The sequence below is a fragment of the Microbispora sp. GKU 823 genome, from assembly GCF_002027145.1.
GTDB lineage: Bacteria > Actinomycetota > Actinomycetes > Streptosporangiales > Streptosporangiaceae > Microbispora > Microbispora siamensis.
This window is the reverse complement of the sequence record NZ_MWJN01000143.1, coordinates 1-17,546: the sequence shown is the minus strand read 5'-3', so window position 1 is coordinate 17,546 and position 17,546 is coordinate 1. Positions and strand designations below refer to the sequence as shown.

Here is a 17,546-nt window from a genome sequence, read left to right as displayed (position 1 = left end):
GCGCCGCTGCTGGTGACGTTCGGCACGCTGGGCGACAGGTACGGCAGGCGGCCCTTCGTGCTCGGCGGCTACGTGGTGTTCGGCCTGGCCTCGCTGTCGGCCGCGTTCGCCGCGACGCCGCTCGCTCTCATCGTCTCGCGGGCCTTCCTCGGGGTCGGCGGCGCGATGATCATGCCGGCGACGCTCTCGATCATCCGGCAGGTGTTCACCGACCGGCGTGAGCGGGCGATCGCGCTCGGCGTGTGGAGCGCCGTCGCCGCCGCGGGAGCGGCCGTCGGGCCGCTGATCGGCGGGGTCCTCGTCGAGCACCTGTGGTGGGGCGCGGTCTTCCTCATCAACGTGCCGCTGCTGCTGGTCGCGTTGCCGTTCGCCGTACGGATCCTGCCGTCGTCGCCGCGCCGGGCCGACCAGCCGTGGGACGCGCTGAGCGCGGCGCTGTCCACCCTGGGCATCCTGGCCGTCGCGTTCGGGCTGAAGGAGGCGGGTTCGGGGCACACCCTGGGGCGCGGTCCCTCGCTCGCCGTGCTCCTGGCCGGCGTCGCGCTGCTCGTCTGGTTCGTGCGGCGGCAGCGGCGGCTGCCGTTCCCCCTGCTCGACGTCGGGCTGTTCGCCCAGCGCGGCTTCGCGACCGGCGTGGGCTGCGTGTTGCTGGCCATCTTCGCGCTGGTCGGGCTGGAGCTGATGCTGGCGCAGTATCTCCAGCTCGTGCTGGGGCTGTCGCCACTTGAGGCCGCCGTGCGGATGCTGCCGCTCATGGTCGCGGCCATCGCGGGCGGCCTGGCCGCCGCGCACGTGCTGGGGCGTGCCGGGCTGCGCGCGACGGTCGGCGGCGGCCTCGCCCTGACCGCGCTGTCCCTCACCCCGGTGCTGACCTGGGGCACCGAGCAGCATCCGGTGATGCTGGCGGTCTGCTTCGTGGGGATCGGCTTCGGCGTGGAGGTCGCCCTGCTGGCGGCGTCGGACACGATCATGGCCACGGTGCCGGAGTCGCGGGCCGGCGGCGCCGCCGCGATCGAGGAGACGGCCTACGAGCTCGGGGCGGGCCTCGGCATCGCCGTCCTCGGGACGATCACCACGATCGTGTACGCCCCCTCCCTCACAGCCGTCCCCGGGATCCCGGCCGGGCTCATGGCACAGGCGCGCGAGTCGCTGGCCGCAGCCGCGCACGTGGCCGACGAGACCGCGCGACCGGAGCCGCGCTGCTGGACGCCGCCCGCGCGGCCTTCGTCACCGCCCTGCACTCCACCATCGTCGTCAGCGTGGTGCTGCTCGCGCTCACCGCGCTGGCCGTGGCCCTGCTGCTCCCCCGCCATGTTCCCACCCCCGCGGGCGCCGACGCCGAGGAGTCCGACGGCGTACGGACCTGAGCCGGCCGGGCGCATGACGAGGGCCCAGGCGGGGAAGTGTCCGGGCAAGTCACCCCCCACCCAGGATGAGAAGCCGTGAAGAGAACCCTGCACGACTTAGCCTCGCTGGCCGCCCGCATGGGCGTCGGCGGGATCTTCTTCGCCAACGGCTGGCAGAAGCTCGAAGCCGGCCTCAACGCCACCGCCGACCAGTTCACCGCGCTCCAGGCCCCGCTGCCCCGCGTGTGGGCGCCGGTGACCATGCTGACCGAACTGGTGGGCGGCACGCTGCTGATCGCGGGCCTCGCCGTGCCGGTCGTCGGGCTGCTGCTGTTCGCCGAGGCCCTCGCGGTGTTCGTGGTCACGGCCGGGGACACCGGCCTGCCGCTCACCGGGGGCGACATCGAACTGATCGTGGCCCTCGGGGCCGCCTCCGTGCTGCTGGCCGTCACCGGCGCGGGCCGGATCTCGGTCGACCACATGGTGGTCATCAAACGGCGCGAGGCCGAGGCGGCCGGGGAGTTCGCGGCCGACGCGGAGGCCGACGCTGTCATCGCGGCGCTGCGCCCGCCACGGCCCGGCGAACCGGGCGCGGGCGAATCCCCGCCCGGCCGCCCCGTCCGGGCCCGCTCCCGGGGAGCGGCAGCCCACGCCCGCTCCCTCTGCTGATTCCACCCACCTCGCCCCCGGCGGGCGGCGCGGGCGACGGCTCCACCGCCGCCGGGACGGCGCCGGAGCGGCCCGGCGAGGAGGCTCCGGCCACGACGACGGTACGCAAGGCCGCGCCCCGGCAGCGGCGTACGAGGCGGGAGGACGACACGACCACGGAGAGCCGGGCCGAGGCGCCCCCGGCCCGCTGAGCCGGAGACCGCGCCGTGCGGGCCAGGCTGTGCGGGTCAAGCTGTGCGGGTCAGGCCGTGGGTGGCCGGGGTCAGGCCGCGGCGTCGGTCTCGGCGGGGACGGCGGGCTCCGGCGGAGCGGTACGCCCGGCGCGGCGCCGGGGGACCATCCCCTGGATCACGGCGATGCCCAGCAGCACCACCAGCGCTCCGGCGGGCTGGTTCCAGGTCAGGTGCTCGCCGAGGAAGACCACGCCGGAGGCGGCGGCGAACACCGGGATCAGGTAGGTCACGGCCGATCCGGCCGTCACCCCGACCTGCCGCTGGATCCCGTACAGCAGTAGGTAGGCGATGCCGGTGCCGAACGCGCCGAGCGCGACGATGCTGCCCCAGACGGTGAGCGGGACGTCGAACTCGACCAGGCTCACCCCGGCGAGCGGCGTGATCACCGCGAGTTCGGCCGTACCGGCGACCAGTTGCGCGGCCGCCAGCACGATGGGCTCCTCGCCGCGCGGGGTGATGAACCTGCCCATATACGCCCCGCCGACGCCGTAGCAGGCGGCCGCGCCGAAGCAGGCCAGGCTGCCGACGGCCTCGCCGCCGGAGATCGGCTGCCACACGCCCAGCACCACCATGACCCCGGCGAAGCCGAGGCCGAGCCCGGTCACCCTGGCGGCCGTCGCCTTCTCGCTGCGCAGCAGCAGCGCGAACAGCAGCGTGCACAGCGGCGTCGTGGCGTTCCAGATCGCCGCGAGGACCGAGGAGACGTGCTGCTCGCCGTACCCGAAGAGGGTGAAAGGCACCGTGGTCAGCACGATCGAGGCGACCGCGAAGTGGCCCCACAGGCGGGGGTCGCGGGGCAGCCGGCGGCCGGTCGCGAGCACGGCGACGAGCAGGGTCAGCGCGCCGACGGCCATCCGGCCGAAGGAGATCTGGAGCGGATGGAGGCTCCCGAGCGCCACTTTGATGAAGAAGAAGCTGTTTCCCCAGACGAGCGCCAAAAGGATGAAAGACGGGAGCCACCGTCGCATACGCGCATTCCCTCCGCTATGTGCCGGTAAGGAGCGTAGTGCGGTGTGGCACCTTAGCGGGAGCGGTTTTCGGCCGCGGAGGTCAGGGCTCCCGGGAGAGCGGCAGGCGCAGGAGGAAGCGCGCGCCGCGCGGGCTGTCGCTGATCGTCAGGGTGCCGCCGTGACTCTCGGCGATCTGCCGGGCGATGGGCAGGCCCAGGCCCGCGCCCCCGGCGTTCCTGCTGCGGGCCGTGTCGAGCCGGGTGAACCGCTGGAAGACGAGCTCGCGCTGGTCACGCGCGATCCCCGCGCCGTCGTCGAGCACTTCGAGCACGGCCAGGCCGGAACGGAACCGGGGATCGCCGTCGGGCGGGTCCTCGCGCCGCACCTCCAGCCGTACGGTGGTGGCGGCGTGCCTCTCGGCGTTGTCGAGCAGGTTGGTGACCAGGCGGCCCAGCCGGATGCGGTCGCCCCGGACGACCACGCCGGGGGCCAGGTGCGAGACGACCCTCCTGACCGGGCGGCGGGCGTCCAGTTCCGCGGCCACGAGCCGGCCGAGGTCCAGCCGCTCGCGCTCGCAGGGCGCGCCGACGTCGAGACGGGCGAGCGTCAGCAGGTCGGAGGCGATCGCCTGGAGCCGTTCGAGGCTCTCCAGCACGGCCGGCCCGATCTCCCGAAGGTCGGACTCCTGCGGCGCGAGCAGCGCGTCCTCCACCTGCGCGCGGATCGCGGTGATCGGGCTGCGCAGTTCGTGGGACGCGTCGGAGGTGAAGCGCCGTTGCTGTTCGAGCGTCTCCTCCAGCCGGTCCAGCGTGTAGTTGACGCTCTGCGCGAGGTCGTGGATCTCCCCCTTGGCCTCGGGGACCGGCACCCGCCGCCCGAGGTCCGAGGCGTTGATCTCGTCGAGCTCGGCCCGGATGGCCCGCACCGGCAGGAGCGCCCGCTTCACGCTGCGCCAGGTGCCGTACGCGACGGCGGCCGTGACGAGCACCGATCCCGCGGTCAGACCGGCCACCAGGGCCGGCGGCGCGTCGAACACCTGGACCGGCGCGGCGCTGTAGACGGTCCAGTCTCCGCCGTTGCTGTAGACCTGCTGCGCGACCACGACGGCACACTGGCCCTCGCCGAAGGGTCCGCCGCAGACCTCGCGCGTGGCCCTGCGGAGCGGCGCCCGGGGACGGAAGGTCGCCATGACCGGCTTTCCGGCCATGTCCGGCGTCGCCGCACGCACCCTGCCCTGCGGGTCCACCACCTGGACGGGCCGGTCCCGCCCGTCGGGGGGCAGCACGCTCCCCGCCTGCCCGCGGTCCACGAGGTAGGCGACCCGGCCGCCGGCCGCCGTCACCTCCCTCATGAGGTTCTCCCGGGCCGCCACGTGCAGGGACCACACCAGGACGATCGAGAACGCGGCGCACAGCAGGGCGACCACCGTGCCGGTGAACAGCGCGATGCGACTCCTGACCGACCAACGATCCCCGAAACCCACGTGATCGCCCACTTACGACGTGGCCTTACTGAGCGTGCGTAAGAAATCTACTCTCCAGGGCGTTATTAACCGGTAACGGAACAAACTGGCCGGGATGGTCCTGCAAGGCCGAAATACCGACACGCGCAACACGACCGGCAAGCAGGTAAAGGAGCCTTCCGGACGGCCCTCTCGGATGGTGGGATATGGGTATGAACGCCGCCGGACCACTGCCGGTAATCGACGTCGCCGCCCTCACCGGCCCCGGAACCGACCGGGAGCGCGCCGAGGTCGCGCGCCGGATCGAGGCCACCTGCCTGGACAGCGGTTTCTTCTACATCAGCGGTCACGGGGTGCCCGAGGCCCTGGTCGCACAGCTCAGGGACGCCGCGGCGCGCTTCTTCCGGTTGCCGCAGGAGCACAAGTCGCGCATCTCCATGGACCGGGGCGGACGGGCCTGGCGCGGGTATTTCCCCGTGGGCGGCGAGCTCACCTCCGGTCGGCCCGACCTGAAAGAGGGCGTCTATTTCGGCGCGGAGCTGGGCCACGACGATCCCCGGCCGCTGCACGGGCGCAACCTCTTCCCCGAGGAGGTGCCCGAACTGCGCGAGGCCGTGCTGGCGTACATGGACGCCCTCACCCACGTGGGGCAGGCGGTCATGCGGGGCGTGGCACTGAGCCTGGGACTCGACGAGGACTACTTCGCCGCCGGTTACACGGCCACGCCCACGATCCTGTTCCGGATCTTCCACTATCCGCCCCCGCCGTACGCCGATCCGGACGAGTGGGGGGTGGGCGAGCACACCGACTACGGCCTGCTGACGCTGCTGCTCCAGGACGACAATCCCGGCCTCCAGGTGCACACCGCCCGCGGCTGGATCGAGGCGCCGCCCATCCCGGGCACGCTGGTCTGCAACATCGGCGACATGCTCGACAAGCTGACCGGCGGCCTTTACCGGTCGACCCCGCACCGCGTGCGCAACGCCACGGGCCGCGGCAGGCTGTCCTTCCCCTTCTTCTTCGACCCGGGCTGGGACTGCGAGGTGCCGCCGCTGCCCTCCCTGCCCGCCCGCGAGGGGGGCCGCGCCCGATGGGACGGCCTGGACCTGCGGGCCTTCACCGGCACGTACGGCGACTATCTGACCGCGAAGGTCGCCAAGGTGTTCCCGCTGCTCGGCGACCGGGTGCTACCGCCGGCCTCCGGCACGCCTGAAAACGTGTAATCAAGAAAGCACGGCAAGCGGCACAATATTCGCCATGCCTCTCCCCCGCTGGTTCGCCGAGCGCGTCGAACCGACCGCTCCGGACGCCGAGCTACGCGTCTCCACGATCGAGCTCTTCTTCGACCTGGTCTTCGTCTTCACGATCACGCAGCTCACGTCGCTGCTGGTGGGTGATTTCACCCGGCAGGGCGGGGAGGGGTTCACCGGCCAGGGCACCGTGCAGGCGGTCCTGATCTTCGGTCTGCTCTGGTGGATGTACTCCGGCTACGCCTGGCTCACCAACACCGTGCCGCCGGAGCGCGCGGCCCGGCGGGTGCTGATCCTGTGCGGCATGGCCGGATTCCTGATCATGGCCCTGGCCATCCCGCGCACCTTCTCGGGCAGCGGCGTGGCGTTCGCCGTCGGCTACCTCGTCATCGTGCTCGTCCACGGCGGGCTCTACCTGCAGGCGACGGCCGCGATCGCGCGGGTCCTGCCGTTCAACCTGGCCGCGACCGCGCTCGTCTTCGCCGCCGCCTTCGCCGGCCCGCCGTGGAACTACGCGCTGTGGACGGCGGCGCTCGTGCTGATCTGGATGAGCCCGGTCTTCATCGGGCAGAAGGGCTTCCCCCTGCACCCGGCGCACATCGTCGAGCGGCACGGTCTGCTGGTCATCATCGTGCTGGGCGAGTCGATCGTGGCGATCGGCATCGGGGCGACCGACGGCCACCCGGGGGCGGCGCTGATCGTCGCGGCCCTGCTGGGCCTCGCCCTCACCGCGTCGCTGTGGTGGGTGTACTTCGGACGCGGCGAGAGCGGGCCCGAGCACGCGCTGATGCGGGCCGAGGTCGTCCAGCGGACGCGGCTCATCCTGGGCGCGTACTTCTACGCCCACATCCCGATCCTGCTCGGGGTCGTCGCGACCGCGGCCGGGATCAAGAAGGCGGTCGGCCACGACCACCTCGGCCTCGGCCCCGCCGTCGCGCTGGCCGGGGGAACCGCGCTGTTCCTGCTCGGCGACCTGTGGTTCCGCCGGGTGCTGGGGCTGGGACGGCCCGCCGTACGGGTCGCCGCGGCGCTGCTGGCCGCGGCGACCGTGCCGATCGGCCTGTGGTCGTCGGTCGCCCAACTCGGCGCGCTGGTCGTCCTGGTGATCGCGATGATCTGCCTGGAGAACGTCCTGTAGAGGCGGGTCGCCTCAGTCCGCCAGGCCGTTCCTGGCGATCACCTCGCGATACCAGCGGGCGCTGTCGCGCGGCGTGCGCTCCAGCGTGTCGTAGTCGACGCGGACGAGCCCGAACCGCTTGTGGTAGCCCCGGGCCCACTCGAAGTTGTCCATCAGCGACCACACGAAGTAGCCGCGCAGGTCGGCGCCCCGGTCCATGGCCGACCGGGCGGCGCGGAAGTGGGCGTCGAGGTAGGAGATCCGGCCGGGGTCGGACACCCCGTCGGGAACGGCCGCCCCGTTCTCGGTGATCATCAAAGGCGTGCCGGGGTAGTCGCGCGCCAGCCGTACGAGCAGGTCCTCGAGACCGGCCGGGTTGATCTCCCAGTCCATCTCGGTGACCTCGCCGTGCGGGTCCTCCCAGGCGATGCCCTCGCTGCCGGGATACTCCGGATGCCCCTCGGCCGAGGGATCGGCGACGACCCGGTTGACCGTGTAGTAGTTGACGCCGAGCACGTCGATCGGCTGCGCGATCGTCGGCAGGTCGTCCAGGTTGACCTTGGTGAAACGCTCCAGATGGGCGAGGACGTCGGCAGGGTACTCGCCGCGCAGCACGGGGTCGAGGAAGAGCCGGTTCGCCAGCCCGTCGATCAGGCGGGCCGGCTCGGGGTCGCCGAGGATCGGCGTCAGGTTCAGCGTCAGCGACACGGACTCCGCGCCACCCGCCCGCAGCGCCTGCACGGCCAGGCCGTGCCCGAGCATCAGGTGGTGGGCGGCGGTGAACGCGGCGGCCGGGTCGGTCACCCCGGGCGCGTGCCGGCCCGAGCCGTACCCGACGAACGCCGACACCCAGGGCTCGTTGAGCGTCGTCCAGACGCCGACGCGGTCGCCGAGGCGCCGGTGCACGGCGGCGGCGTAGTCGGCGAACCGGAAGGCAGTCTCGCGGTTGGTCCAGCCGCCGGTGTCCTGCAGCGTCTGCGGCAGGTCCCAGTGGTAGAGGGTCGCGACGGGCGTGATGCCCTTGGCGAGCAGGGCGTCGACGAGGCGGTCGTAGAAGCCCAGGTCGGCCAGGCGCGGCCAGGCCACCGAGAACCGGTAGGCCTTCAGCCCCAGCCACGCCATGATCTCGACGTCTTCGAGATAGCGGTGGTAGTGGTCGCAGGCCACGTCGCCGGTGTGGCCGTCGGCCACCATGCCGGGCGTGTGGGAGAAGGTGTCCCAGATCGAGGGGACGCGGCCGTCGGCGTGGACCGCTCCCTCGATCTGGTACGACGCGGTCGCGGCGCCCCACAGGAAGCCGTCGGGAAATGAGGTCATCGTGAACTTTCGCGAATCGTCAGCCGGGGTTCGAGGAGCGTCGACTCCGGTACGGCCTGGCCCTCCAGCTTGGCCATGAGCAGCCGGACCGCCTGCCTGCCGACGTCCTCGGCGGGAATGAGCACGGAGGTCAGCGCGGGGCTGGCCCGCTCGGCGATGTCGTCCGGGCAGATCGCCACCACCGAGACGTCCTCGGGCACCCGCCTGCCGAGGATCCGCAACGCCCCCAGCACATGGCCGGCGGCCGCCTCGTTGTGCACGACGAGCCCGGACAGCCCCGGGCGCTCGTCGAGCAGCAGCTTCACGGCGGCGTGGACCTCGTCGAACGACTCCTCACAGGGCCGCGCGTCGGCCTCGAGCCCGTGCCGCCCGGCCGCCTCGACGAAACCCGCCATCGTCCGCTCGGCGAAACCCGTGCCGCGCTCGTAGACCACCCGCGGCGCGCCGAGCAGCGCGATCTCGCGATGCCCGAGATCGGCCAGGTGGTCGGCGCACAGCGCCCCGGCTCGGGCGAAGTCGAGGTCGACGCAGGTCAGCCCTTCCGGGTCGGCCGGGAAACCGATCAGCACGCTCGGCTCTGAGAGCTTGCGCAGCAGCGGCACGCGGGGGTCGTGGATCTCCACGTCCATCAGCAGCAGCCCGTCGACCAGCGCGCTTGCCGCCACCCGGTGCAGCCCGTCCGCCCCCTCGTCGGCCGTCATGAGCAGCACGTCGTGGTCGTACTGCCGGGCCGTGGTGACGACCGAGGTCGCGAACTGCATGAGGACCGGCAGGTTCATGCCGGCCCGCAGCGGCAGCACCAGCGCGATGACCTTCGCGCGCTTGCTCGCCAGGGCGCGGGCGCCGGCGTTGGGGTGGTAACCCAGGACCCGCACACTGTCCAGGACCCGCTGCCGGGTGGTCGCCGAGATCGCCCGCTTGCCGCTCAGCACGTACGAGACCGTGGAGACGGCGACCCCCGCGTGCTTGGCGACGTCGGCGATCGTCACGGTCCTCACGGGCAGAACCCCAGCGCGTTCACCGTGACCCCCTCGCTCTCGTACACCACATAAAGATCGCGCACTCCGGCGGCTCCCGCCAGAGGAGTGCTCACCTCGACGAAATCGTGCCGGGTCGCCGTGGGCGGGACGCTGACCGCGCCGGCGACCTCGCCGGTCAGGGGATCGTCGAGCCGCAACGTGACCACGCCTCCCTCGTCGCTCGACACCGCGAGCAGGCACGCCGACAGGCCCCCGTCGGGGAAATCCCCTCCGCCGAAATCACAGTCTCGGAAGGCGATCCACGCCCCCGGCCCGGTGGAGCGGACCGCGTCGCCGGAGTCGAGGGCGGCGTCACACAGCACGACACCGTCGTACTCGTCGTGGTCGGCCGCGTCCAGTGGCCCCGAGGTCAGATCGCGCGGCGGGATGCGCTCGCCCCGCACCCGGAACGGCGCGCACAGGCGGATGTCGCCCGACGAGGCGCCCACCTGCACCTTGTGCGCGGCCTCCTCGACCACGAACCTGCCGCGCGTCACGTCCCAGAAGGCCAGGTCGCCGACCGGCACGTCCACCGACACCGTACGGCTCTCGCCCGGCGCGAGCCGCACCTTGACGAAGCCGCGCAGCTGGCGCAGCGGCTGCTTCACCCGGGAGCGCCGCTGGTGGGTGTAGAACTGCACGACCTCCTCCCCCTCGCGCTCGCCCGCGTTCGTCAGGGTGACCCGGACGGTCAGCGTGTCGCCCTCGCCGAGGTCGGCCGACGACAGCTCCAGGTCGGAGTACGCGAAGCGGGTGTAGCTGAGGCCGTGCCCGAACGGGTAGAGCGGCCGGCCGCGGTAGTAGAGGTAGGTGGCGTCGGAGGCGATGATGTCGTAGTCGAGCAGGTCGGGCAGTTCGGCGGCCGAGCGGTACCACGTCTGGGTGAGGCGGCCCCCCGGGTCGTCGTCGCCGAGCAGCACGCCGGCGAGCGCGTGGCCGTACTCCTGGCCGCCGTGGGCCGACCACACGATCGCGGGCAGGTGCTCCTGCGCCCAGGTCACCGCGAACGGGTAGCCGCTGGAGACCACCAGCACGGTGGCCGGGTTGACCGCGTGGACGGCCTTCAGCAGGGCCTCCTGCCGCTCGGGCAGCGCCAGCGTCGCGCGGTCCTCGGTCTCGCGGCCGTTCACCAGCGGGTGGTCGCCGAGCACCACGATCGCGACGTCCGCGCGGGCCGCCGCCTCCGCCGCGCGGGCCGCGCCGCTCTCCACCAACTCGACCGACAGCACGGACGCGGCGTCGGGGTCGTCGGTCGTGCGTACGACGCCGTCGGCCACCGTGACGTAGCGGCCGGAGGAGATGTTGCGCAGCACGACGCCTCTCGGCCGCTCCTCGACCCGGAAGGTCTGGCGCACCTCCCAGCCGTTCGGCCCCGGCTGGTCGTTGGCCAGCACGCCGTCCTCGCCCGCCGACACGTGCCGCCCGTTGGCGCAGGACCGGAACGCGAACGCGCCGCCGCCCCAGTCGAACACGTCGAAGCAGGACCGCTCGCTCCCCACGTACAGCGGCCCGCCGGCGGGGTCGGCGGACGCGCCGACGTACCCTCCCTCGGTGCGCAGCGCCACCCGGTCGACGCCCTCGCAGTAGAGGGTCTCGCACCGCTCCGCGAGCCCCGCCAGGGCCGTGACCTGGTAGGGCAGCGTGCCGCTGTACCAGTCCTCGAACAAAGCGTCGGCCAGCGGGCCGATCACCGCGACCGTACGCGGGGCGGCCAGCGGGAGCAGGCCGTCGTTCTTCAGCAGGGTGATCGACTGGCGGGCCGCCTCCCGCGCGAGCCGCTGGTGCTCGGGGCTGTTGACGACGTCGTGGGTGATGTCGTCGTACGGCGTGGCGGGGTCGAACTCGCCGAGCCGCACCCGGATCGACAGCGCGTGCCGGGCGGCGGCGTCGATGTCGGCCTCGGTCAGCAGGCCGCGGTCGAGCGCCGTCCTGACGTGGCCCAGCGTCGTGGCGCTGTCGGCGTCGTCCTGGGTGAAGCTGTCCAGCCCGGCCTTGATCGCGTGCGCGTACGCCTCGGGCAGGTCCTTGTGGTAGCCCTGCAGCCCGGCGAGGTTCCCCGGCGCGTACGCGTCGCTGACCACGAGGATGTCGTCGGGCGCCCAAGCGCGCAGGTGGCTGCCGATCAGCGGCGACAGGTGGGCCGCCGGCCGTTGACGAGGTTGTACGACGGCATCACGGCCACCGCGGCCCCCGACTCGAGGGCCGGGCGGAACGCCTTGAGCTCGTATTCGTGCAGCACCCGCGGCGGCAGGCCGCTGGAGGTCACGCAGCGGTCGGTCTCGTTGTTGTAGCCGAGGAAGTGCTTCAGCGTGGGCGCCGTCTTCAGCACGGCGTGGCCGCCGCGCAGGCCGCGGGCGTAGGCCGTGCCCATCACCCCGGTCAGCCAGGGGTCCTCGGAGTAGCCCTCCTCGTTTCGGCCCCAGCGCGGGTCGCGCAGCGGGTTGACCACCGGCGCCCAGACGTTGCGGCCCACGCTCTGCGGGTCCTTGTGGTGGAAGGCCATGACCTCGTCGCCCGTCGCCTCCCCCACCTGGCGGACCAGCCCCGGGTTCCAGGTGCTGGCCAGCCCGACGGCCTGGGGGAACACGGTGGCGGGCCCGTGCCAGGCCAGGCCGTGCAGGGCCTCGGTGCCGGTGCGGAAGGCCCGCAGGCCGAGCCGTTCCACCGGTGCCTGGTACTGGTGCAGCAGGCCGATCTTCTCGTCGAGTGTGAGCCTGCCGAGCAGGTCGTCCACCCGTTCGGCGGGAGACAGCGCGGGGTTCCGGAATACCGGGCCTTGAGCCGGTTCGTTCATCTGGAGACTCACCCTTCGCGTCAAGCGCTTCGATGACCTGCCGAAAAACGCGCCCATGAGGGCGTCGCGAGGATCCGCATGTTCGATTGGAGAAGCGCCGCTGTCGAAGCGCTTCGAAGGGGTTACCGCAAGTTTCCGGTGTGTAAATCCGGGCTTATCCGGAAGAGTGCCCTCATCCTCGGCTCAGGTCAAGACCCTTCGCGGCACCGGTTTCGCCCCGATGTCACGCCGGCCGCATACGAAGGCGGGCGCGGGGCCGGGAGTCCCGGCCGGTCCGCGCCCGCCCCTCCTGCCGATGCTCGGCTCAGCCGACGATCTGCAGCAGCGCCTGGTTCCTGGCCGCGGCCGGCTCGGTCAGGCGCTGCACCTGACGGCCGTTCCCGTCGAGCACCACCAGCGTGTTGGCGGTGCGCCCGGCGACCCGGACGACCAGGCGGCCGTCCCGCAGGTAGAAGGCGCCGATGAGCGAGCCCTTCACCGGGATGGCGACCTTCGTGCCGGTGGCGACGTCGACCACGGCCGGGCGGAAGCCCCCGGGCCAGGAGCCGTCACCCCCCGGCGCGTTCTTGGAGAGCGGCGCCACGACGACCTTCGAGCCGTCGGGCGACAGGCTCTGCACGTGGTTGGCGAGGGCGACGCCCTTGACCTTGACCGCCTTGCCGGTCTTCACGTCGAGGCGGTACACGCCCTCGGTCGTCCCGGCGTACCCGGCCAGGTAGCGGCCGTCGGCCGACCAGGCGAGGTGGCAGACCCCGAGGGTCGAGCCCGCCTTTTTGAGGCCCTTGCCGTCCGCGCCGACGACCGAGATCGACCCGGCGTCGGAGCCGCCCTTCCTCACGTACGCGACCTGCTTGGAGTCGGGCGACCAGACCGGGGTGGCGCACGGGAAGCCGGCCGCGGCGCCTTGGCCGCGGTCGTGACCGCGCGGCCGTCCCCGACCTGCACATACCCGGCGTCGGTGATCCAGGCGAGCTTCCTGCCGTCAGGGGAGGCGGAGAACTGGCCCGTCATCGGCATGGCGCCCAGCTTCGTGAAGCCCTTGCCGGGCTCGTAACGGCTGACCGGGTAACCCTTGCCGTACGACAGGTAGACGGCGACCCCGGTGAGGGGCTTCGGCGCGGCGGAGGCCGCGGCGGCGGCGGGGGCGGCCAGCCCGGCCGTGAGCACGGCGGACAGCGCGGCGGCGGACAGCAGGCGAGTGTTCATCATGTTCCAATTCGTCGACAGTGCGTTGTTCGACGCCTCGCACCCCGGCCGGGTTCGCAGCCACTCGATATCGGCACACCTGCCCGCCGCGAGCGGTGCGCCGGGCGCATGGGTCGGCCCCGGCGGTTCCGGGCGGCGGACGGGGACGACGACAGTGGAGGACGGTCAGCGCTGCGCGGGCAGGCGGCCGGAGTCGACCGAGTCGAGCACCCGTGCGGCGGCCCCGAGCGCGGCGGCGCCGTACCCGAGCGTGGACACCTCCAGGCGGCAGCCTCCCCCGCCTGGGGCGAGCACCCTGCCGTACAGCTCCTCCTCCGCGCAGGCGACGAGCCAGGGCGCCAGCGGCACGTAGTAGCCGCCGAGGATCACGACCTCCGGGTTGAGCATGTTGGCCACGGCGGCCATCCCCCTGCCGAGGTGGCGTCCCACGTCCTCCAGCAGTGCGAGGATGTCCTGCTCGCCGTTGCGGGCGCGCCGTACGACCTCGTCGATCTCGAGTTCGAGCTCGGACGGCGAGGCGTCGGGCGCCGTGTGGGCGAGGATCGCGCCGATCCCGGCGACGGCCTCCAGGCACCCGCGCCGGCCGCACCGGCAGGTGGGCCCTGCGGGGTCGAGCTCGATGTGCCCGATCTCGCCGCTGTAGCCCTGCCCGCCCCGCCGGAGGCGGCCGTCCATGACGATGCCCGCGCCCACGCCGACCTCGCCGGTCACGTAGACGAGGTTGGCGGCGTTGCGGTGGGGCCCGAACCGGTGCTCGGCCAGGGCGGCGAGGTTGGCGTCGTTGTCCACGAGCACGGGGAAGCCGGGGTCGCGCAGCGCCTTGGTGAGGTCGCCCGCGAGGTCGGCGTCGCGCCAGCCCAGGTTGGGGGCGACCCGTACGATCCCGTTGACGTCCACCAGTCCGGGCACGGCCACGGTCAGGCCGAGCACCTGGCGGGCCTCCTTGGTCATCCGGCTGACGACCGCCGGGCGAGCGCCGCCATGGCGATGACGGCCTGGCCCGCGCTCGAGGTCCCGCCGGGGAAGGAACGCCGCCAGTTCAGCAGTTCCTCGCCCTTGAGGTCCACCGCGACCGCCGTGATGTAGTCGACGTTGACCTCGATGCCGATCGCGGCGTACGGCGAGCCGTCCAGGACGAGCATGGTGGCGGGCCGGCCGACGCGATGCTCGGTCAGGCCGGTCTCGCGCAGCAGGCGCCGGTCGATGAGATCGGCGACCAGGCTGGACACGGTGGCCTTGTTGAGGCCCGTCGAGGCGGCGATGTCGGCACGTGAGCAGGGCGCGTTCTCCCGGACGAACCGCAGCACGACGGCGAGATTGGTCGCCCGTACGTCGGTGAAGTCGGCCGGCTGTGGCCCGTTGTGCGATGTGATCAATGTCCGCCCCGTTCCCGCTCGGGCTCATCATGCCGCAATTGCGAGCAATTTGACACGACAACGGCGGCCGGAATCGTGGTACGCACGGACGCGCGGGCGGCGTCGCGCCCGGCTTGGCACCGGCCACCGGTCCCAGCGCCTCCCGGGTAACCTGGTGGCACTCGCTCCTCCGACATTTGTTTGGCTACAGAACTAACTAAAGACTACCGTGCAGCGTCATGTGAATCCAGGGCAAGCATCCGGGCGAGACGAGCGGGCGCCGGAAGCAAACACCCGAGCAGCGCTCGGAAGCAAACACCCGAGCAGCGCTCGGAAGCAAACACCCGAGCAGCGCTCGGAAGCAAACAGAGTGCAACCGGGAATCAACCGCCACAGGCGAGTCTGAGCACCGTGAAGAGGGACATATCGCATTACCTCGGCGAGTTGCTCGTGTGGGAGATCGAGGATTATCTCCGCGCCCGCTCGGCCCGCCCGGAGCGGGCCCGGGTGGCCCGCATCCGGGTGCCCGATCGGTCGGCGGCCGAGACGGTCGCCGCCGACCTGGAGGCGGGCGGCAGTTTCTACGCCGCGGCGAGGCGTGCCATCGCGCGGGGCACGACCCTGCCGGACGACCTGTTCGGCGTGGTGACCAGGGACGAGCACCCCGAGGTGTTCGAGGCGGTGCCGGGCACGACGCTGCCGCCGAAGCGTGAGGGCGAGGGGTTCCTCATCATCCGCCTGGTCGCGTTCGAGACCTGACGTGCGCGGTGAGGGCCTCCCGCGGGTGCGCATCCCGCCCGGAGGCCCTCACGTGGCCCGCTCTAGCGGGCGACGGCGCCCGTGACCTCCCTGTCGACAATCCTGGTCGCACCGGCTTCCCGGGCGCAGTGCGCGCAGCAGAACCAGCGGCCGTCGAACTCGGAGCCGTGGCCCACGATGCGGCACCCGCAGTGCTCACACACGGGCGCCATCCGGCTGATGGCGCATTCGAAGCTGTCGAAGACGTGCACCACTCCCTGGGTGTGCACCTCGAAGGCCATGTCGTAATCGTTGCCGCAGACTTCACAGGTAGCCATGGTTTCCCCCCGTCGACTCGCGGTCGAGGGGGGAAATACCCGCCTAAACCTGCACGAACACCGACTCACAGGGCTCCGAGCAGGGCCTTGGCGACGGACTTGGCCCCCGTGGCCGCCTCCTTCGGGTCCATGAGCACGGAGTCGGGCGCGTTGATCGGCGTGTTCTCCGGACGGTCGCTGCCGGACAGCAACACCCATATGACGTTCTTGCCGTCCAGCGCGTAGATCTCGTAGCGGTTGGACTGGGCCGTGTCGGTGCGCTGCCGGATCGCCTGGCCGAACGCGTCCTGCCCGAAGCCGGGCAGCTTCTCGACCTTGCCCCACCGGATGCCGCCGATCTCGCTGCTCGCCGTGAACCTGGTCTTCGAGCGCTGGTCGATGAGGTAGTAACGAGCGGATTCCGCGTCCCAGAACGTGTGGATGGCGATACGCAGGTTGCGCCACCGTACCTTGCCTCCGCCGAGCGGCAGCTTGTCGTTCCACCACTGGCACTGGCTGACGTTCGAGTTGCCCTCCTTGCTCCGCACCGCCGCGCCCTCGGTGTCCGGCACCAGGGTGGCGGCCAGCGTCTTGAGGCTCACGCAGGCCCGGGGCAGGGGAATCCGCGTCGGCGAGGGCGACGGCGACGGGCTCGGCTTGGGACGGGCGTGGTACGGCAGCGGCTGCCCGGCACGCCAGGCGGTCACCGACTTCGCGAGCTGCCCGAGCAGGCCCTTCACCTCCCGCAGGGCGTTCTCCTCGGTGATCGACTGCGTGCTCTCCGTCGAGAGGAGATCGGACTCCTTCTTCTTCTGGCTCGCCTCGAACTTCACCTGGAAGACCACGTCGCCCACCCGGCCCACTCCCTGGCCGAAGGAGTACCAGTACTCCTTTCCCTCCCGCGTCCATTGGTACTGCGCGGCCGCCGCGTCTCCGATGCCTTGGTACTCCTGGGCCGGCGAGTAGTAGTGCTCCTTGTCCGAGTGGGTCGCCTGGTACTTGTACTGCTTGAGCTCGCCGTCGAACTGGATACGCGCCGACTTCTCGGCCGTGGTCGTCCCGATCGCCTCGTACTTGGACACGTTGACCGTGATCTCGCGGCTGCGGGTGACGTCCTTGTACGAGATGTTCCGGTTGACCCAGCCGCACGTGTAGCGGACGTAGCTGACGAGGCTGTCACCGCGGTTGTCGTTCGTCGAGGAGTCGATCGTCGCCTTCGGCACGAGGCGCTCGGCCTCGTCCGGGTCGAGCATCGAGCACACGTCTGCGGTCGCCGCCACCGGCGCGGCCGACGCCGACTTCCCCGCCGTCGCCGCCGCCGTCGTCGGACCCGCCTTACCGGTCGCCCCCGTCTGCCGCACCGTCATGAAGGCGAACGTCCCCCCGGCCACCACCAGCACGGCGACGACCGCCACCACCGGCAGCACCCACCCCCGCCGCGCCGGAACGGAAGGCTGGGTCGGCATCTGCCACAGCTCGGGCGGAGGCGGCGTCGCCGCCTGCCAGCCCTGCCCGGACGGCCCAGACGGCGGTGCGCCCTGCCCGCCCGGCAATGGATAGGGATAAGGATTCGCCTGAGCCACCTGCGGCGGCGGCCCGGAGTACGGACCCGGCTGAGGACCGGCGGGATACGCGCCCGGCTGAGCCTGCGGCCCAGGCGGAGAACCGGGGTAGGCGCCCGGCTGCGGCTGCGGCCCAGACGGGGGCGACCGGTAAGGCGGGTCCGACGACGGCGGCGGCGACGGCGGGGAAGTCGGCGTCGGCCGCGCCGTG

General features: G+C 72.2%; 15 protein-coding genes and 1 pseudogene. 5 read left to right on the top strand and 11 right to left on the bottom strand.

The genetic code is table 11. The annotated features are described in order from the left end of the window. Both B1L11_RS41030 and B1L11_RS41025 read left to right on the top strand, forming a co-directional pair. A partial coding sequence (locus B1L11_RS41030; protein ID WP_256863320.1) for an MFS transporter occupies positions 1 to 1,446 on the top strand: 1,446 nt, incomplete at its 5' end. Continuing rightward, on the top strand, positions 1,443 to 2,015 hold the full coding sequence (locus tag B1L11_RS41025; protein WP_079320606.1) for a DoxX family protein: 573 nt from the start codon (positions 1,443 to 1,445) through the stop codon (positions 2,013 to 2,015). The genes B1L11_RS41030 and B1L11_RS41025, both read left to right, overlap by 4 nt. 262 nt (positions 2,016 to 2,277) lie before the next feature. On the opposite strand, the gene B1L11_RS41020 is transcribed toward B1L11_RS41025, so the two are convergent. Together B1L11_RS41020 and B1L11_RS41015 are read right to left on the bottom strand one after the other, a co-directional pair. Further along, entirely contained in the window at positions 2,278 to 3,216 is a 939-nt protein-coding gene (locus B1L11_RS41020) for a DMT family transporter (RefSeq protein ID WP_079320605.1), read from the bottom strand. 82 nt (positions 3,217 to 3,298) lie between these two features. Beyond that, positions 3,299 to 4,681: a cell wall metabolism sensor histidine kinase WalK gene (locus tag B1L11_RS41015; RefSeq protein WP_256863319.1), complete on the bottom strand. Its 1,383-nt coding sequence runs from the start codon at positions 4,679 to 4,681 to the stop codon at positions 3,299 to 3,301. A 191-nt stretch (positions 4,682 to 4,872) separates the two neighbouring features. Here B1L11_RS41015 and B1L11_RS41010 point away from each other — a divergent pair, with 191 nt between their 5' ends. Both B1L11_RS41010 and B1L11_RS41005 read left to right on the top strand, forming a co-directional pair. Continuing rightward, positions 4,873 to 5,883, top strand: a complete 1,011-nt coding sequence (locus B1L11_RS41010; RefSeq protein ID WP_079320604.1) for an isopenicillin N synthase family oxygenase — start codon at positions 4,873 to 4,875, stop codon at positions 5,881 to 5,883. Between the two features lie 34 nt (positions 5,884 to 5,917). Then, positions 5,918 to 7,048 carry a low temperature requirement protein A gene (locus B1L11_RS41005; RefSeq protein ID WP_079320603.1) on the top strand — a complete coding sequence of 377 codons (1,131 nt, stop codon included), beginning with the start codon at positions 5,918 to 5,920 and terminating at the stop codon, positions 7,046 to 7,048. A gap of 12 nt (positions 7,049 to 7,060) precedes the next feature. Here B1L11_RS41005 and B1L11_RS41000 read toward each other — a convergent pair whose 3' ends face one another. From B1L11_RS41000 to B1L11_RS53200, 7 genes and pseudogenes are all read right to left on the bottom strand, one after another. Beyond that, a complete protein-coding gene (locus tag B1L11_RS41000; protein ID WP_079320602.1) occupies positions 7,061 to 8,344 on the bottom strand; it encodes a GH1 family beta-glucosidase in 1,284 nt (427 codons plus the stop codon). Beyond that, positions 8,341 to 9,348, bottom strand: a complete 1,008-nt coding sequence (locus tag B1L11_RS40995; protein ID WP_143737909.1) for a LacI family DNA-binding transcriptional regulator — start codon at positions 9,346 to 9,348, stop codon at positions 8,341 to 8,343. Before B1L11_RS40995 ends, B1L11_RS41000 begins: the two co-directional genes overlap by 4 nt. Further along, positions 9,339 to 12,157, bottom strand: a pseudogene (locus tag B1L11_RS40990) (glycoside hydrolase family 3 C-terminal domain-containing protein). The gene B1L11_RS40995 and the pseudogene B1L11_RS40990 overlap by 10 nt, the downstream one beginning before the upstream one ends. 304 nt (positions 12,158 to 12,461) lie before the next feature. Beyond that, positions 12,462 to 12,995: a hypothetical protein gene (locus tag B1L11_RS40985; RefSeq protein WP_079320600.1), complete on the bottom strand. Its 534-nt coding sequence runs from the start codon at positions 12,993 to 12,995 to the stop codon at positions 12,462 to 12,464. Next, on the bottom strand, positions 12,992 to 13,366 hold the full coding sequence (locus B1L11_RS40980) for a hypothetical protein (RefSeq protein WP_079320599.1): 375 nt from the start codon (positions 13,364 to 13,366) through the stop codon (positions 12,992 to 12,994). The genes B1L11_RS40985 and B1L11_RS40980 overlap by 4 nt, the downstream gene beginning before the upstream one ends. A 162-nt stretch (positions 13,367 to 13,528) precedes the next feature. Next, complete coding sequence (locus B1L11_RS53205; protein WP_256863318.1) at positions 13,529 to 14,314, bottom strand: ROK family protein; 786 nt, start codon at positions 14,312 to 14,314, stop codon at positions 13,529 to 13,531. Then, positions 14,311 to 14,739: a helix-turn-helix domain-containing protein gene (locus tag B1L11_RS53200; RefSeq protein WP_256863317.1), complete on the bottom strand. Its 429-nt coding sequence runs from the start codon at positions 14,737 to 14,739 to the stop codon at positions 14,311 to 14,313. Before B1L11_RS53200 ends, B1L11_RS53205 begins: the two co-directional genes overlap by 4 nt. Before the next feature lie 390 nt (positions 14,740 to 15,129). On the opposite strand from B1L11_RS53200, the gene B1L11_RS40970 reads away from it, so the two are divergent. Then, positions 15,130 to 15,477: a hypothetical protein gene (locus B1L11_RS40970; protein WP_079320598.1), complete on the top strand. Its 348-nt coding sequence runs from the start codon at positions 15,130 to 15,132 to the stop codon at positions 15,475 to 15,477. A gap of 62 nt (positions 15,478 to 15,539) precedes the next feature. Here B1L11_RS40970 and B1L11_RS40965 read toward each other — a convergent pair whose 3' ends face one another. Continuing rightward, positions 15,540 to 15,794, bottom strand: a complete 255-nt coding sequence (locus tag B1L11_RS40965) for a hypothetical protein (RefSeq protein WP_079320597.1) — start codon at positions 15,792 to 15,794, stop codon at positions 15,540 to 15,542. Positions 15,795 to 15,859: 65 nt separating this feature from the next. Beyond that, entirely contained in the window at positions 15,860 to 17,239 is a 1,380-nt protein-coding gene (locus tag B1L11_RS40960) for a hypothetical protein (protein WP_079320596.1), read from the bottom strand. Positions 17,240 to 17,546: the final 307 nt, after the last annotated feature.

What these genes read in the sequence shown, in the direction of transcription:
- B1L11_RS41020 (WP_079320605.1), bottom strand. Translation starts at nt 3,216, where the DNA reads ATGCGACGGTGGCTCCCGTCTTTCATCCTTTTGGCGCTCGTCTGGGGA.
- B1L11_RS41010 (WP_079320604.1), top strand. Translation starts at nt 4,873, where the DNA reads ATGAACGCCGCCGGACCACTGCCGGTAATCGACGTCGCCGCCCTCACC.
- B1L11_RS41005 (WP_079320603.1), top strand. Translation starts at nt 5,918, where the DNA reads ATGCCTCTCCCCCGCTGGTTCGCCGAGCGCGTCGAACCGACCGCTCCG.
- B1L11_RS41000 (WP_079320602.1), bottom strand. Translation starts at nt 8,344, where the DNA reads ATGACCTCATTTCCCGACGGCTTCCTGTGGGGCGCCGCGACCGCGTCG.
- B1L11_RS40980 (WP_079320599.1), bottom strand. Translation starts at nt 13,366, where the DNA reads ATGATGAACACTCGCCTGCTGTCCGCCGCCGCGCTGTCCGCCGTGCTC.
- B1L11_RS53205 (WP_256863318.1), bottom strand. Translation starts at nt 14,314, where the DNA reads ATGACCAAGGAGGCCCGCCAGGTGCTCGGCCTGACCGTGGCCGTGCCC.
- B1L11_RS40965 (WP_079320597.1), bottom strand. Translation starts at nt 15,794, where the DNA reads ATGGCTACCTGTGAAGTCTGCGGCAACGATTACGACATGGCCTTCGAG.
- B1L11_RS40960 (WP_079320596.1), bottom strand. Translation starts at nt 17,239, where the DNA reads ATGCCGACCCAGCCTTCCGTTCCGGCGCGGCGGGGGTGGGTGCTGCCG.